The sequence below is a fragment of the Arsenophonus sp. aPb genome, assembly GCF_029873475.1.
Taxonomy (GTDB): Bacteria; Pseudomonadota; Gammaproteobacteria; order Enterobacterales; family Enterobacteriaceae; genus Arsenophonus.
Genome location: NZ_CP123500.1, coordinates 1 through 17680, shown reverse-complemented (window position 1 = coordinate 17680; position 17680 = coordinate 1). Strand labels below are relative to the sequence as shown.

Sequence of the window (17680 nt, the reverse complement as noted above, 5' to 3'; positions counted from 1 at the left end):
GGTTATGAATATGTTAAAAAAATTAAACTGAGTTTTTCTATTGTTTGTGCTAGGTATTTACGGTTTCCATATACAAGTTAATCAGCGCTGCTTCCTGGCAATATAGGATGGCGAAATGGTAGTGGGTCTGGCGGCAATTGCTGCACATACTAATAAGCATAACTGCACATGAGGAAATGGTTATTTTTATGATGGCAGCACTGTCATATGTAGACAATGCTAGATGAGTAGTGGTGTGCTTATTATTTTCGGGGATATCAAGATAAGAGGATGTGCTTATATAAAGATTATGGTTCCAATTGAAGCGATATAAACGATGTTGTAAAGCATAAAGCGATCTTATCAATTTTTTGGAGATATTAACGGTGATATTGAACGACGATTTGACGTGGTACGAAGTTGGTAATATTTCTACAGGACCAGGAACAATGGTACAAGATGCATTTCAACAGAAGTTTGGTACACCAACCAAGGAGTACTTACATGCTGGAATGTCATTGTATAAATTCAATGGATTTCCTACTCTAGCGAGAGGGGTTGTCAATGACTCAACGCCTCTGTCACCGTGGTGGAGTCCAACCAAACCATTCAAACATGATGGTGGGCTGGAACAGCGTTGTTCGATTGCTAAGTTAAATGGTATATCGTTGCGCGAATGGGGGCGTTTGACTTCAGTGATCAAAGAGAATTGGAGTTCACTTGATTGGTTACTTAAGATAACGCTAAAAGTTCCGGTCTATGCTTGGTTTGGTGGTTTTAAAGGTATGCCGCGTATTGACGCAGGAGCACGTTCTTTACGGAAGTTTGAGCTTGAGGCAAGAGGGCGCAGCTCAGGTTTGCCAGGCGGTGGTACGCAATTTTATATTCCTAACCTCATGGTTGGGCATATAGAAACGCATATATTTTCGCCACTATAATATAGCAATTCTGTCACATTAAGATAAATTTTATCCGATGAAATACAAAACATATTGTGTCTATAAGGGGTAAATCTTAATATAGTATTTTTACATATATGTAAAAATACTGAATGTGACAGAATTAGTTCAAGTGATTGTGATAATAACCAATTTTTAAGCTGATAGCTTAGTCATATTCAATTCAAGTTCCCCATATTATTTTTTTATATTATTTACTTTTCTGAAATATTATAGCTTAATGTAGATAGTAAGTTATATGATACTGTCATTGCTGAAAATTTAGAACAAGTAATGCATTTTTCATAACACAGTGTTGTATGTGAATTTATGGTGATAAATTTGTTATTTTATTTAGATTTTAAAAATAAATGGCATTAACCTATTATGTCAATAAATTTAAACGCTGTTAATGTTAATTATGAATATAACTTTTATTGCCATGATGTAAATAATGTTAAAAATATTAATTTTTTTGAGAAATCCTCCGCGAAAGAAAAGCATTTAAATGCCGTTGAAAACCATGAACAAAAAAATTTCCAAGATATTTAACACATATTTCATCTAATATAGAGTTTACCTCTATGGAAAAGAGGTTGATGGAAGATCTTTATGATGAAAAAGAATTATTTTTAAAGACAAATTACGCGCATAGTCAAAAAACATTAATTACAGCAATTAAAGTAATCGATAAGCTAATTGACAATCCAGAAAAAAATATAAAAAATCTTAGTTTGTTATCAAAATATATTGAAAGTTTATATCATAGAATTAGTACATCAAATCCATGTTGGAATTCAGCAAATGATATTGCCTCAAAGTCATTATAAAAAATAGGAAATTATCTATCTGAAACGTATAGGACTTTGTCAAAAACATCAACAGAACCAAATAAGGATTTGTTAACATTAACAGAATGTTGGGTTGCAGCAACAACGGAGATGAGTCGAAAGAATGTAACAGGAAATAATTTAATTATAAATTATTCTAATATTGATACGATATTAAGGTATTATGTATAAAATCAAGAAAGCTTATTAAAAAATTATGATTTTTCAGTAAATTTAGGCAAGATCCTAAATTTACTTTGTTACATAAGACCAGGAATACTAGATGGCCAACTATTATCTAAAAATAAAAAAATAATAGAAGTTAATTTATTTAAAACTATTAAACAATCTTTAGAACTTGTTAATGAAAAAAAGATACATCCCCCTTTTATCATTTACGTTGTAGTATGAATACATTAGCTCATATTATCAATGTTGAAAAAATTAATAATCCTAATGCTTGGACTCTAACACGCGATAAGATTGATTATAATCTGCAATCTATATTAAAAAACTATAAAGAACTGCCTGCTAAAAATGATTTATGTGAAGAGATTAGTGTAGTTCTTGCTAAATATTTAGAAGATACTGAAAGAAGTATTGAAAAAAATAACGGAGCGAACTTTTATAATTTTATTAAACCAATTAGAGAAGAAGAGATTATTCCTTATAGCTTTAAACTTAATAGCAGGCATAAAGTAACATCTTCTTATAATTTTAATAATGAAGAAAAAAATAAACTTAATATTATAGCTGATAAATTTTTAAATGATTTTTATAATATTTAGGGAAGAGATAAAATAAAAGATGATTATTCTAAGCTATTAGAAATTATAATCATGAAGAACAAAGAGCTTTATAACCGCTATGGTAATTATCCTTTTCGTATAGATACTAACAATGGAGGTATTTATATTGAAGGAAATCCTAAAGATCCTAATAATCAGCCTCGCATCTTTATTTATATGAAAGGAAATGATGTCCATAACTTTGGGCACGAAATTGTCCATTATCTTGATGGTAAATATAATAAGTATGGTGATGCAGCAGAATTTTCCTCTGAAGAAATTTCATGGTGGAGTGAAGGACTTGCTGAATATATATCTCACGGTGAAAAAAATAAATATGCAACCCAAACTTTAATGTATTGTTCGGTTAATAGGCGACCTACTTTAGATCAAATTATAGATATTGATAGTTTTTCTGCTAATGGTCACAGTGAAAGATTAGGCACTGTTGCAAATTTCGTGATGCGGCACCTTATTTGTTGGTGAAGGTCTTACATTTCAAAGACTCGACTCACCAGACACATTTCTCCCAGAGGATGGCCAAAGTAAAACGACTTAGCCTGACCTTTACGCAGCGTCCGCATCACTTCAATCTCTTTTATCGTGGCATAAATCATCTTTATCGATTTAAACTCCAGCTTGGCGCTGATTATCCGTTTCAGTTTGCCATGATAGCATTCGATAACATTATTTCGGTACTTAATCTGCCGGTGTTCAACGTCAGACGGACATTGGTCTTCACGTTTAAGCTAAGCAAGCACACGAGCGGGCACTGTTGCAACAGTGCCAAAAAATGCAAGAGATTGCCATTGGTGTTTAAAAATTAAATAACAATTTTTTGCTTAACGCCTTGACGTTCAATAATCAAATTGAGTTTTCCTTTAGGTGTTAGTGATATAATTTTACGGAGTTTGTCAATTTCTTGTGGTGCATAATTTATGCCGTTGATGCTTTTAATGATATCGCCATTATTAAGATTATATTTCTCAAGTTCTTTATCTTCATTATAGAAAATCTCTATGCGTTCATTATAATACCTGACGCCAATGTTTCTGACGGGATATTGATTATCTTTATATAATGAGTTGGCGTCATAACAAAAAAGCATTTTACTTGGCATAAACGCATAGCGACTAAAGCGGGATAAAAAATTCATACCTAGAAGATATTGATTGTTATTATTTCCAGTTATTCTTATTTCGCCAAGTGGATGATTATTAAAACTTAAGCCTTTAAGTATATAATCCTGGTTTTTAATAAGACCGGTTGCCTCCATTGCTGTAATATTATGTTTGATAGGTGTGATTTCACCTTTTTGATTTTTAAAGTATTCAAGAAAATCGTACCCAAGATCACTTCCATCGTTTCCGGTATCAACTCTCACCTTTATGTAATCATTATTTCCATAATCTAAATAAAAGTAGGGTGATTCTCCATAAGCATCTTGATATGCTATGCAGTATGAATAAGTTGATATTGGAGGTGATTTTCTCAGTATGGTTAATTGTCCTTTTTTATTGTCAACATGCCAATTAAATTTTCTAAAGGTGTCAATTCCTAGAATACCATCTATTTTTGTACCGGAGGCTTGAGTAAAAAGAGTTAAATCTTTTGCAATCCAGATTTCATTATCATTAATTTCTTCTTTACCAATAAACACACTCACTGGCTTAATAAATTTAAGATTTTTTATGTCGATTTTATCGTGAATCGTTTTAAAGTTAGAAAAAATTTTTTTATGGAATGGATGCAAGGATGAGTATGGAACTTCCTGTGTTATTTCTTTAGCTGTTTTTTCGTCGATAATGGTAATACTAGCGCCCGTATCAATTAAAAAATGATATAACTTATTATTGATGGTGACAGGAATAATTAAACTGCTATAAAATTTTTCATTTAAAATATCATTAGCAGCCTCATTTGATTTCTCTGGTTTTTTAACTATGCATCCAGACAAAGATGAAGTTAAAAGTGTTATAGAAATGACGGCTAATGTTGTCTTTGCATATATATTCATTATTTACGCACTCATACAATGATAAATCAATCATAATATAGGTAAATGATTATCTGTGTAAATTATTGAGGCAGCAACGTAGGCACTGTTGCAAAGATCGAGTCGGATTGCTGATAATCATTCCTGACGATTTAATTAAAGGTGCCCCACATGAATGTTTTTAAAGGTCATCTCTTTACCCGCGATATCATCCGGTGGGCAGTACGTTGGTACTGCAAGTATGGCATTAGTTATCTGAGCTGCAGGAGATGTTGGCTGAGCGCGGCGTGCATGTCGACCACACACCATCTATCGCTGGGTTCAGCGTTATGCGCCAGAAATGGAAAAACGGCTGCGATGGTACTGGCGTAATCCTTCCGCTCTTTGCCCGTGGCACATTGACGAAACGTATGTAAAGGTGAATGGTCAGTGGGTTTACCTGTATCGCGCTGTAGACAACAGACGGCGTACTCTGGATTTTTACCTTTCACCACGGCGTAACAGCAAAGCGACATATCGATTTCTGAGTAAAATTTTAAACAACGTAAAACAGGGGCAAATCCCAGGCGTTATCAATACGGATAAGTCTCCGACATACGCTCGTGCGCTTGTTCAGCTTAAACGTGAAGACCGATGTCCGTCTGAGGTTGAGCATCGACAGATTAAGTACCAAAATTACGTTATCGCAGGCACTGCTGTAAAGATCGAGTCGAATTGTAAATTGTAATTCCTCCAAAATAAAACTTTTTTCATTAGCAAATCAAATTATTTTAATGTAATTAATTTGTTAATTTTAAGTTAATTTTGGAGTTCGTTATGCCAAATATAAATTCCCGTTTTTTATCATTAAACTGGGTGTCGTCTGTATTAAATCGCAATAAATGTGAAGTTGAAAATAGGTTAACGGAAGAACAGCGATCAAGCGATAGAGTAGTTTCAAACAATCCGCTACAACTAAATGCATTACAGCATGAAGAATTAACTAATTCAGTAGGAAATAGCACTACAGCAACTAGTAAGCCATTTGTTAATAATTTAGAGGCTCTTCTACAAACTTCAAGCCATCCAATAAATATCACTTTACCGGCTTCAGAAGCCCCATTTTTTTATTCCATTGCACGTAAAGAACAAAATCGACTCTTATGTTCCATGTTAACTCATGAGGGTTATACAATAAATCAGCAGAATGATGAGGCGCTATCTTATCATTTAGTCAATCATATCACCGATTATCTTTCGAACAATAAAAATGAGGAAGATAAGATGGAGACCCTCGCAAAATTATTATTAAAACCATTAGGTGAATATGGTGCATATGAGGGGGAAAAAATCCCATTTGCTCGTCAGCAGGCTATTATTGCTGATTGGTTGCAATATGCTGTATTAGCTTTACCATCCGATAAATGGATTTTAGCGCAACTCAATATTGAGACAACACTCAATTCTGATATAACAAAAAATAATTTGCGATTTAATCATGAATATTTGAGACACTGTTTTTTTGAGCAATTTAATAATACCGGTGAACTTGCCATATTGTCTTCACAGGCTTGCACGTATTATCAAGAAAATGTATTGAGTAGAATCATGCCTACATTCTGTCTGCAACCTAAGGATATTAATGATCAGAAAAGACTGAAAGAGATGATGATAGACCAACCGGAGTGGGGTTATTTGCATGCGGGTGCTACGCTACTCAAGGAAAGCAGTGCTGATCTTAATGATATGAGCTTGGATGATATTATTAATACAGGCATTTTAATGGAAGCTCTTATTATTAAGGAGAAAGTACCGGCTGAATATTCTCATTATTTCAAATTACCGACCCTCATCTATCAGCAATTAGATATTGAGAATAAGAAAGATATTACAAAAATAAATGAACAAGATAAGCAAATTATTTATCATGACTATTTTAATTACTTACATCAATCAACTCACAATAATCCTTTTATCCAACTTAGCCACTTATTACAAAATTGGCAAACTCGACCCGAGCTTGCTCGCCAACAATTAAAAGACCATGGTGTGGATGAGGATTGGTTAAATAATTATTTGTATAAAAATAGAGAGAGGGACTATCCAGATCAACAAGGTAAAATGTCCTCATTACCCAATATCGATAAAATTTTTGAACAACAAAACCAGCATATTGTGGATGTTTTTAGGCAAACAGAATACGTTCTTTTACCTCAAGCATTTAATGCACTCAGCGAAGAAGAGCAAATATTTTTGCAGCAAGCAGAAATAAATCAGGTAAAAGTTGAATACAATGCCAGGGATAGTAACATTCATTCTCTACCACCTGGCGTAGCTGGATTAGTTGCTAACAATGGGCTTATTATTCATATTCCTGATGCCACTGATATGTTTATGTGTTCATTTAATGGAGAAGAAAGGATTTATGCCTTAGAAAAAGAGCAAAAAATGGGCAACTATAAATTATCGCGCGTTGACCGAAACAGAGATTTAATCTTTGACTTAATAAATGATCACAAAAATAGTCGTCATAATAGCAATTTTGCATTAAAAATCCACTCTCCTTCTTTACTGAAAAAAGCGAATGAGCAGCCAAAAGTGGCGTTAGAAAAGTTGGCAGAAATACATAGTAACAAGCTGTTAAGCAAACTTCATGATAGTGGTTATCAGAAAACCAATCGGCAAAAAGTAGACGATTTTTTCTTAAGCTTTATTCCTTTTTACACCTGCATTAATGAAGCGCAAAAAAGTAATGTTAAGGAATCTAACATCGCCGATGTATTTGATATTTTAAGTTTTTTATCATTTTTGGATGAAGGACTGCAAATTGGTGGGCAATTTAGTATTGCCATGGGGGAAGTGACGACTCAAGGACTTAAAATCGCAGCAAAACAGGCAACAATTGCGCAGTTCTTAAAACAAGGCGATAAACAATTTGTCAGCGTTGGTATTCCCCATATAACAAAAAGTGTGCCACCTGAAGCCTACATTGGATTAGGTATGGATTTTTTTCGCAGCGCAGATCCAGGGTTTGAATTACTCACATATGGCGGTATAAAAGGTATCAATAGTTTAAAAAATACGGCATCAAAACTAAAACCGAAAATTAATGGCTTAACAAACCTAGCAGAAACTCTGGAAAAGCAGGTAAAAAATTTTCCGGTAACACCGGCTAAATCATTTAAAATTGAGACCGCTTACCGCCCTGAGTTAAAAAAGGAGGTTTTTGTCGTTAATATTGGTAAAAAACAGGGTAAAGATATCTTTGTTCAGATTAGTCCATAAACCGGTGCTTTGTATGGTCGAAGATATCTCAAAGACGATGTAGGTAACCTAACATTAGCACCTGTATTAATACGAGAACGACTTTATCATCTAAAAACGCAAGGTCTAGGTGGAATGGGCTCTAAAATGGCGGATAAATTTTGGAGTGGGTCATCTAATGTTTTTTTAACAGGCTCGACGACGGAAAAACTCAATGCATTAACAGAATTATTAGCTAATCGAAAGAGTAATTATGTTATTAATTTATCGGGAGTAAATTTAAGCGATATGGATCTTTCAGCTCTTTTTAATGGTGAAACTAACCTCTCATTAGCGAACTTATCCGGCGCTAATCTAGCAAAAGCAACGCTACAAAAGGTTAATCTAAAAGACGCTAAATTGCTACAAACTAATCTGATTGGTGCAAAAATGAATGGTAGTAATCTAGCCAACGCTAAGCTGAAGGGCGTTAAAATGCAGGAAGCTGATTTAACGGAAGTTATTCTGACAAGCGCTAAAATGATGGAAGCTGACTTGACGAAAGCTATACTGACGGGCGCTAAAATGACGGGAGCTGACTTAACGAAAGCTAAATTAATGAACGCCAATCTAGCTCAAGCTCATCTGGCAGATGTTAGACTGGTAGAAGCTAATCTAAAAGGGGCTAATCTAAACGGGGCTAATCTAAACGGGGCTAATCTAAAAGAAGTTAATTTGTCTCATGCTGATTTGGTCGGTGCAAAAATGGATGATAGTGAGCTTGACAACGCTATTCTGATAGAAGCTAACCTGACAAGCGTTAATCTAATTAGAACTAAGCTGAGACTAACCAACTTTACTAGCGCTAATTTAACTAATGCTGAATTAGTGGATGCTAAATTAGTTCAAACTAATTTGACCAACGCTAATCTGACAAGAGCTAATCTGACAAATGCTTACTTAGGAGAAGTTACTTTAGCTAAAGCTAACCTGACAGAGGCTAATCTAGAGGGAGCTAGCCTGGAACAAGTTGACCTTACAGATGTTAATTTGACAGGCGCTAACTTGACAAACGCAGACCTGATAGGTATTGATTTTAGGCGGGCTAATTTAACCAATACTAACCTGACAGGAGCCAACCTGACAGGCGCTAGCTTAATTAATGTTGATTTAAGTAGTGCCATTTTAAAAGAACTAACTATTAATTCTGCTAATTTTTCAGGTGCTAGCCTAAATGATACTTTAAGTATATCTCTTCCAGAAATATGGAATGATGAGAACCTGGATATTATACTTAATCACTTTAACAATCAAAATAGTCTATTAACGAGTATCAATAGTATTGATGAGAAATATAATAAATTAAAAATAAAGTTAGCCTGCCAGTTAATTACTTCGTTAGAAAAATCTAATGCAAATCTTGTTGATGTCACATTACCGCTACTGGATATTTTCGGCAAAACGCCATTTATGACTAATGAGTATATTAGTCGTTTTGTTAATACACTAACGAGTAATTATCTAAAAAATCTTTCACCAGCTTTACTTAGCTTGCTGGAAAATCGTTCTACAATAACTAACCTATTTCTTAATTATTTTGACCAACACCCACATCTAATGGTCTCTTCTGAAATTAATAGTAACTTTATTCAAGTCTTATTGGCAGCCAGAACTCAGGGTATTGATGCAGCCCACAGTCTGTATCAAGAGTATCTCAATATGTTTGAAATTCAGCAACAACTAAAGCATGAAGAAATTAAAGAAATTTTTGGTGATTACAAAGGCAATGCAGAATGGTCAGATAACAATGCGCAAAATTTTCTATTATTATCAACGACACCTAACAGAGTACTAGTTGCTTCTGAAAATATTCTATCACAAATGCTGCATCCTGATCTGGATACTAAGTGGGATCACGTTTACCTTTTTCAAGATGGAAAGTGTTTAAGCCCATCAGAATACAGTTTGAAGCAATGTTATAATGAAAGTTTTCCCCTTTTTGCGCCGCACTTTTCTTATAGCTTGAATCAATCAAAATTTTATAAGCTGATTGAGTCTTTAGATTTAGGTGACAAGCTTAAACCTTTATTCATGGATGCCACAAAATCTAAAGCCTATGCGACAAAACTTGTGGATGACACTTCTCAACAGGAATTAAGTGAAATATTCTCTCGCGTACTTGATTTAAAACAAGGTTATATATTGAAAGAAGAAAATTATAACCGGATTATGGAATTATATGATTTAACATCAAGTACAGATAGGGAAAAAGCGGAATATCTTTTTTCGTTATCTGCGGTTTTCACCCGTTATTCTTCCAGTGCTATTTTTGGAACTGAGGAGCACTCTCCTCTGATGCTCAGATATTATGCTTATGCTCTAATGGAAAAAGCTCACACAATTTATCCAACACTGCTTGGTCAGGATAAATTCATTGATTGGAAAAATCGATTACTCGGGACCGATAAAGCCTTCACTTGTACAGCGGTTTTATCTAACATAATGACTGATTATGCCATAAAACACTATAATGATGTTTTAAAAACAATCCAACCACCAACCTGGGGATAATTATCAATGCTCACTGGTTGATCGCAGTGCTTACACGGGGGCAGTGGCTAACAGGTATGGCCAAAGTTAAAAAAGATGGCATTGTTGCAAAGATCGTGATGCGGCAGCCTTATTTATTGGTAAAGGTCTTACATTTCAAAGACTCGACTCACTAGACGCATCTCACCCAGGGGATAGCCGAAGTAAAATGACTTGGTCTGACCTTTACGCAGCGTCCGCATCACTTCAATCTCTTTTATCGTGGCATAAATCATCTTTATCGATTTAAACTCCAGCTTGGCGCTGATTATCCGTTTCAGTTTGCCATGATCGCATTCGATAACATTATTTCGGTACTTAATCTGTCGGTGTTCAACGTCAGACGGACATTGGTCTTCACGTTTAAGCTGAGCAAGCGCACGAGCGTATGTCGGAGACTTATCCGTATTGATAACGCCTGGGATTTACCCCTGTTTTATGTTGTTTAAAATTTTACTAAGAAATCGATATGCAGCTTTGCTGTTACGCCGTGGTGAAAGGTAAAAATCCAGAGTACGTCCTCTGTTGTCTACAGCGCGATACAGGTAAACCCACTGATCATTCACCTTTATATACGTTTCGTCAATGTGCCACGGGCAAAGAGCGGAAGGATTACGCCAGTACCACCGCAGCCGTTTTTCCATTTCTGGCGCATAACGCTGAACCTAGCGATAGAGGGTGGTGTGGTCTACATGCACCCCGCGTTCAGCCAACATTTCTTGCAGCTCACGATAACTAATGCCGTATTTACATACCAGAGTACTACCCATAGGATGATGTCGTGGGTATAGTGTCAGCCTTTAAAAACATTCATGTTACAGTATATTATTTTTTACAAATACACTGGTGAATTTTACTGTTGAAGATAAAAATGATGATGAATTTACTATTAAATTTTGACTAAAGTGATGGCAAGGGTTACCCCTCAAGTTTATACTGTAGCAATGAAAAAAATACTTTCTCATCATGATAGTTTGTTTAAGAAGTTTCTTGGCGATATTACGATTGCAAAGGACTTTCTGGAAATTCATTTACCTGAAAATATTCGTAAATTATGTGATTTTAGTACGTTGACGATGGAATCAGGTAGTTTTATTGAATCCGACCTGTGTAGTCAATGCTCTGATATGCTCTATTCTGTGCAAACAACAGCGGGAAAAGGGTATATTTACACGCTCATAGAACATCAGAGCAGGCCAGAAAAATTAATGGCATTCAGGTTGTTGCGCTATAGTGTGGCGGCAATGCATCAGCATCTAGAGCAGGGAAATGATACTTTGCCCGTGGTGATACCGCTACTGTTTTATCAAGGTAAAACTTCGCCGTACCCTTACAGCACCCAATGGTTGGATTGCTTTGCCGATCCAGAACTGGAAAAATCTGTTTATACGCAGGCATTCCCATTGGTTGACGTTACAGTCATTCCTGACCAAGAAATCATAAAGCATCGACGTGTCGCGCTGATGGAGTTAGTGATGAAGCATATCCGAGCACGAGATATGCTAGAATTTAGTCAGGAGATAGCTGGTTTATTAAATCAGTATGTAATACAGCCAGAGTTGTTTAAAGGATTAATGTATTATATTGTTGAGCGTGGGAATACTTCGGATGCAAAACAATTTTTGCATCAAATTGCGGAAAAAGCAGATGATTATCGGGAGGTCTTAATGACTATTGCAGAACAGTTACGTCGAGAAGGCGAAAAGCAAGCTTCGATGAATATTGCTCGTCAGATGCTTGAAAGCGGAATGGATAGACAATCTATAATGAAATTCACAGGATTAACAAAGATTGAATTGAGTCGTTTATTTAAAGATTAAAGATGATCGAGCGCAAGAATAGATTGCGGAAAAAGCGGATGATTATCGGGAGATCTTAATGACTATTGCAGAACAGTTACGTCTAGAAGGTGAATAAAAAGGTATTCTGAAAGGAATTCAAAAAGGCAAACTTGAAGCACAACTTGAGATAGCAAAGCAAATGCTCGAAAGTGGTTTGGACAGGCTATCGGTGATGAAATTTACTGGGTTTACAGAAACTGAATTAAGAAACCTGTTTAAAGATTAAATATCACAAAGGGATTATGTTTATATTTTTATCTAATATTCGACAACACAAGATCTTATACATGTCATGGTCAAATTTATCTGTTGCCTGATTAAATGTTAATGTCTGACTGAGGTTTTCTACCGAACCCAAATAAACCCAGTTATTAACAATGTGAATTTGCGTTTGTTGAACCCCTTTTTCGGCGATGCCAATTGCGCCTTTGTAAGGCCAGACAGCTAATTTATGTTGTTTAAACGCATGTAATAACCGGTTATGATGACATTCATGACTTTCTTTATTAACACAAACTCCACGACAGTAACCTAGCTGAAGCCGAAAACAGCCTGATTTTTTCTTCTCTTCCATTCCAAGTTTGGCGTAACAGAGATTATTTTCATCCGCAATGGATTTAAGTTTTTTTAAAGCGGAAAAGCGATTTTTATACAAACCATATAGGTTTTCTGATTTAGAAAAATCAATTTCTTTCGCATAAACAATATCAATTTTATTGTTCGATATCTGAAAAGCACAAAGCTCGTGGTATTTTCTTAGCTGTTTATTGAAAACAGGTTGATATAATTTAATTAATTTCGCTTCGAGCAATAGCGCGCCTATTTCACCTGCTGTGGTTTGCCAGTAAATATATCTAATTTGCTTTATTAATTTCATATTCTTTTGATAAAAGTGAGATAGCACTCTTTTTTTAAGGTTTATGCTTTTCCCGATATAGATTGGCAATAATTCATTTTCACCGAAAAATAGATAGACACCTGGCAGATTGGGAATACTGGCGTTTATTGTTTTAAGCTTTTTCTCCTCATTACCTTCCAATTTAATGGATTTATTTTTACAGATTTCTAACACTTTTTTCCTTAATTTTTAGAGATTTAATTTTTAACATTCAGTTTTAAAGTCTTTATCTTTTCCTTCAAAAGATATTTATTTGAAATAAAAGATGGCTAAGACTTTCTTTATGATTATATTATACTGTTTTTATATCCAGTGAAAGAGGGCGTTATTAGAGTAGCTATTTACACTGCATATGCTGTTTATTGTTAATAAGCGTAAGAGATTTTATGTTTGCATTAATCGATACTAATAATTTCTATGCCTCATGTGAGCATGTATTTAGGCCTGATTTGAAAGGTAAACCGGTAGTTGTTTTATCAAATAACGATGGCTGTGTTATAGCTCGCTCCGGAGATGCTAGAAAACATATCAGAATGGGGGCGCCGTAGTTTTAAATTGAATCTTTTGTGAAAGAAAATTGTTATTTAATAGTAAATTTCATTAATTTTTAATATAAATCGGATTCTATAAAGAGATTATTTATTATCTGTAATATTAATTATCAGAAATATTTTATTTACCAATTGCACTATTTTTAGATTCAACTTGTATTATTAATGAACAAGGATATATGTGTTGCGATGCAATGTGCATTCCTATACAAAAAAATAAAAATGCGGACAAAGAATACATTACCAAGATTATAGAAAACTTGACTCGACTCGCAGGATTAAGACAACTGTCAGATCCTCAGTCCAGTATTTTTAGTTGATTGAGATATTTTATGAGATCAAAGAAATTTTTACTTATATTAATATTATTAATTGTGTCATCTAATTCTCCTGCAAATGAAAAATATATTGGAATTAAAAAAAATTTTTTATTAAGTTGGAAAACAGAAGAGTTTAATAATCAGTGGGGCCTTGATGCTATTAATGCAAATTATGCATATTATTATGGATACACAGGGAAAGATGTACCAATTGGTATGCTCGATGTTGCTATCTATAAAAATCACCCAGAGTTCACTAATATAAAAAACATTATTAACCTTGTTACTAAAGGGAAAAGAGCAGAAAAAAGCAATTCCGATATAAATATAAAAGTTGGTGATAATTTTTATTTTGACGGAACGTTACACTTAAAAAATTATGAAGGACAATACGAATCACATGGAACGAGTGTAGCATCTATAATGGCTGGAAATCGTGATGGAAAAGGAATGCACGGTGTTGCCTATAATACAAAAATTTTTAATGCTGATATAGATAATGGATACAATTCGATTTATAGTAAAATTCCTTTAGATAGAAATATCTATTATTCGGCCTGGCAAGAATTCAAGAAAAATAAAGTCCGTATTATAAATAACAGTTGGAGTATTGGTATTCCAGATGCACCTAATTATGAAATTTATGATTCTGTATCTTTTTCCGATTCAGATGCTGAAAAACAGTTTAATCATGACATTAAAAGCATTATAGGTACGAAATTAGGTGGTATTTATAATGGTGCTATAGATTTAGCCAACAATGGCATTATTATGGTTTACGGTGTTGGCAATGATGGCAACACAAATAGCCCTAACGCATTAGCTGGATTACCCTATTTTTTACCAAACATTCTATCGCATTGGGTGACAGTTATGGGTATTGCCAAAAAAGAAGATGTCATTCCATTGCTGCGTAGTGATTTTATCTACGATAAATTGTTTATTCTTTATAAAAATAAATTCCCAGGAAGAAAACAAGATGAAGAATTCTATACATTTGTAGATTCAATTTACGAAAAATCTCCAAATCTAATTAAAGAAATATCATCAAAATTTGACGATTCAAATATACCTGATTGGCCAATTTATCAAAGATCAAATCGATGCGGCTATACCGCTAGTTTCTGTGTTGCTGCTCCAGCATATAATATCTACTCAGCAAATATTGAAGGAAATAATTACAATAATATTTCAAGCGGTTACAAGAAAGGAGAAGGCACATCGATAGCAGCTCCTCACGTTAGTGGTGCAATCGCTATATTAATGGAAAGATTTCCTTACTTATCAGCAGAAAATATAACAACAATAGTTAAAACAACAGCAACTGATCTTGGAAAAAAGGGCATTGATGAAATTTATGGTTGGGGGCTTGTAAACTTAAGAGAAGCTATTAATGGCCCTAAAATGTTTATTTCTCCAAAAGATATTCCAGCTGAGTTTTATGTTCCGGGTTCATACGCAAACACCCAATTTGTGGTTAATATTCCAGGTATCGGCTCCATTATTGATGAGGGAACGCTTTTAAAGCGAACATGCTTATATCCAACATGCGCCTGGGATATTTGGCGTAACGATATCACTGGTCATGGAGGACTAACTAAAGAAGGAAATGGAACATTAGTATTAACTGGTAACAGCACCTATCGTGGTCCAACACGAATAAATAATGGAATTTTAGCTGTTAATGGCACACTAACTTCGGATGTATTAATTCAGAAAGATGGTGTGCTCAGTGGTAATGGAACAATAGGCTCACTGAGCGCCCATGGTACTGTAGCGCCGGGCAATTCGATCGGTACCCTAAACGTAAACCATAATGTCAGCTTTGAACCGAGCTCGCGTTACGTAGTCGAGGTTGGTCAAAACGTGCAGAGCGATCGAATCCAAAGTAGTGGAGCAGTAACGATCGATGGCGGTGAAGTGGTGGTTTCACTGGAAAACAAAGCTAACTTATTATCGCAACAGGAAGGTGATAGCCGATTAGGTCAGCAGTATATCATCCTGAGTGCGCAACAGGGAGTGAGCGGGCAGTTTGATAGGGTGGCGTCAAAGCACCTGTTTCTTGATACAGAACTGAGTTATCACCCAAACCAGGTAACGCTAAGCATCGGCCGCAATAATAAACGCTTTTCCAGCGTAGCACAGACACAGAATGAGCGCGAAGTGGCAAATGCAGCAGATGAGTTGTCGATGGGTAATCCTGTGTATGAGAGCATCCTAAACAGTGGCACGGTGGATAAAGCACGACAAGCATTCCGTCAGTTGTCTGGGCAAATCAATGCCGATATCGTTTCGGCATTGGTAAACAATAGCCGCTATTTACGTGAGGTGCTAAATGGGCGTCTGCGTCAGGCGAAGGGTTTGTTGAGTTCGTCGGCTATTAAGGCCAACGAAAGCGGTGTGTGGGCGCAATCGCTCATGGCGTGGGAGCACGCATCGGGCAATGCCAATGCAACAGGTTATCAGGGCTCGACCTATGGGATACTGTTCGGATTTGATTCAGCACTAGCAACTGACTGGCGGCTGGGGGTAGCGACAGGCTATACCCGTACCTCGTTGCACGGTGGTTATGGTTCGAATGCGGGCAGCAATAACTATCACCTGGCTGCATACGGAGATAAACAGTTTGGGATGCTGGCACTGCGTGGAGGTGCAATCTACACCTGGCATCGCATCGATACTTTGCGTTTGGTGAACTATGGTGTGCAGTCAGGCCGTGAAATGGCAAAGTACAGTGGACGTACACAGCAGCTATTCGCGGAAATGAGTTATAGGATGGAGAGAGAGGGGGTGAACCTGGAACCGTTCGTTAACCTGGCATACATAAACTTGGAGAACAATCAGATCTCAGAGCATGGTAACGCGGCAGCATTACGTGGTTACAAACAGCACTTCGACGCGACGGTTTCGATGTTGGGGTGGCGTGTGGAGACTGAACGGCTGGTGAATAAAAACACCAAGATAGGGCTGTTTAGCGAACTGGGATGGCAACATCAGTATGGACAGCTGAAACCAGGCGCTGGGCTGCGGTTTAAAGGCGGAAATGCTCCGTTTGTGGTGAACAGTGTGCCAATATCGCGCGACAGACTGGCTCTGAAGGTAGGGCTAGAAGTAGTGGTGAACAAGAATGCTATATTGTCGTTGAGCTACGATGGTCTACTATCGCAGCAGCATCAGGACAATAGCGTCAACGCTGTTTTCACTTGGCATTTTTGATAACGGTGTAGGGTGCCGATTAAGGTTAGTGACAAAGTAGTGCGTTGACATCCTCTACGTCATAGGGGGCGCACCGATATCTATTATCCGACAGTACATTGAGCAACAGCAAACACCTGGTTAGTTTGAAAACTGCGCCTTATATCCCCGTCCTTCAGGACGGGGATATAAGGCGCATCAGATAAAAAAGAGTATCATTGCACCAACGAAGCGCTGACCATAAGGATTGTTAATATAAACTCTGTCCCACTCCGCCCCGTTGCGTCAGTGCCTAAAGCGTTTAAAGAAGCCCTGACTCCCAGGAAGTATCCAGTTCAGTCCAGACGGTAAACACGCTTTTCTGTCCCGCTTTCACTTCAACACGTTGTTCCCCTGATAGTTCAGCCCCCGCTTCGGCTAAAATAACACTGCCATCAGTAGAATAAAGGGTACTGTTGTAGGAGTGCCGAAAAAATGGCTTTACGTTAAAGTAAATTTATTTCTTTAGCAATATGTCTGAATTTATTAAAGCA

General features: G+C 36.1%; 10 protein-coding genes and 5 pseudogenes. 11 read left to right on the top strand and 4 right to left on the bottom strand.

Features of this window, described 5'->3' with window-relative positions; all coding sequences use genetic code 11:
* Nucleotides 1–365: 365 nt before the first annotated feature.
* From QE177_RS14490 to QE177_RS14475, 4 genes are all read left to right on the top strand, one after another.
* Nucleotides 366–917, top strand: a complete 552-nt coding sequence (locus QE177_RS14490) for a hypothetical protein (RefSeq protein ID WP_280552363.1) — start codon at nt 366–368, stop codon at nt 915–917.
* Between the two features lie 599 nt (nt 918–1516).
* A complete protein-coding gene (locus QE177_RS14485; protein WP_280552361.1) occupies nt 1517–1747 on the top strand; it encodes a hypothetical protein in 231 nt (76 codons plus the stop codon).
* A 407-nt stretch (nt 1748–2154) separates the two neighbouring features.
* Nucleotides 2155–2535 carry a hypothetical protein gene (locus QE177_RS14480; RefSeq protein ID WP_280552359.1) on the top strand — a complete coding sequence of 127 codons (381 nt, stop codon included), beginning with the start codon at nt 2155–2157 and terminating at the stop codon, nt 2533–2535.
* A gap of 12 nt (nt 2536–2547) precedes the next feature.
* Complete coding sequence (locus QE177_RS14475) at nt 2548–3021, top strand: collagenase (protein ID WP_280552413.1); 474 nt, start codon at nt 2548–2550, stop codon at nt 3019–3021.
* Between the two features lie 5 nt (nt 3022–3026).
* On the opposite strand, the pseudogene QE177_RS14470 reads toward QE177_RS14475, so the two are convergent.
* A pseudogene (locus tag QE177_RS14470) lies at nt 3027–3299 on the bottom strand (DDE-type integrase/transposase/recombinase); the annotation flags it as partial.
* 59 nt (nt 3300–3358) lie between these two features.
* Nucleotides 3359–4552, bottom strand: a complete 1194-nt coding sequence (locus QE177_RS14465) for a retropepsin-like aspartic protease (protein ID WP_280552357.1) — start codon at nt 4550–4552, stop codon at nt 3359–3361.
* Nucleotides 4553–4702: 150 nt separating this feature from the next.
* On the opposite strand from QE177_RS14465, the pseudogene QE177_RS14460 reads away from it, so the two are divergent.
* From QE177_RS14460 to QE177_RS14450, 3 genes and pseudogenes are all read left to right on the top strand, one after another.
* Nucleotides 4703–5216 (top strand): annotated as a pseudogene (locus tag QE177_RS14460) (IS6 family transposase); the annotation flags it as partial.
* Between the two features lie 131 nt (nt 5217–5347).
* Nucleotides 5348–7795 carry a hypothetical protein gene (locus QE177_RS14455; protein WP_280552354.1) on the top strand — a complete coding sequence of 816 codons (2448 nt, stop codon included), beginning with the start codon at nt 5348–5350 and terminating at the stop codon, nt 7793–7795.
* 9 nt (nt 7796–7804) lie between these two features.
* Nucleotides 7805–10324, top strand: coding sequence for a pentapeptide repeat-containing protein (locus tag QE177_RS14450; protein WP_280552351.1), 2520 nt, complete (start codon nt 7805–7807; stop codon nt 10322–10324).
* A gap of 128 nt (nt 10325–10452) precedes the next feature.
* Here the strand turns inward: QE177_RS14450 and QE177_RS14445 are convergent.
* Nucleotides 10453–11120: pseudogene (locus QE177_RS14445) on the bottom strand (IS6 family transposase).
* Between the two features lie 166 nt (nt 11121–11286).
* Here QE177_RS14445 and QE177_RS14440 point away from each other — a divergent pair.
* Complete coding sequence (locus QE177_RS14440; RefSeq protein WP_280552411.1) at nt 11287–12162, top strand: Rpn family recombination-promoting nuclease/putative transposase; 876 nt, start codon at nt 11287–11289, stop codon at nt 12160–12162.
* 250 nt (nt 12163–12412) lie between these two features.
* Here the strand turns inward: QE177_RS14440 and QE177_RS14435 are convergent, their stop codons facing one another.
* Nucleotides 12413–13255, bottom strand: coding sequence for a GIY-YIG nuclease family protein (locus QE177_RS14435; protein ID WP_280552349.1), 843 nt, complete (start codon nt 13253–13255; stop codon nt 12413–12415).
* Between the two features lie 212 nt (nt 13256–13467).
* Here QE177_RS14435 and QE177_RS14430 point away from each other — a divergent pair.
* The 3 genes and pseudogenes from QE177_RS14430 to QE177_RS14420 form a co-directional block, all read left to right on the top strand.
* Nucleotides 13468–13626: pseudogene (locus tag QE177_RS14430) on the top strand (DNA polymerase V subunit UmuC); the annotation flags it as partial.
* Nucleotides 13627–13964: 338 nt separating this feature from the next.
* Complete coding sequence (locus QE177_RS14425; RefSeq protein ID WP_280552347.1) at nt 13965–17168, top strand: autotransporter outer membrane beta-barrel domain-containing protein; 3204 nt, start codon at nt 13965–13967, stop codon at nt 17166–17168.
* Between the two features lie 64 nt (nt 17169–17232).
* Nucleotides 17233–17385 (top strand): annotated as a pseudogene (locus tag QE177_RS14420) (transposase); the annotation flags it as partial.
* Nucleotides 17386–17680 lie beyond the last annotated feature (295 nt).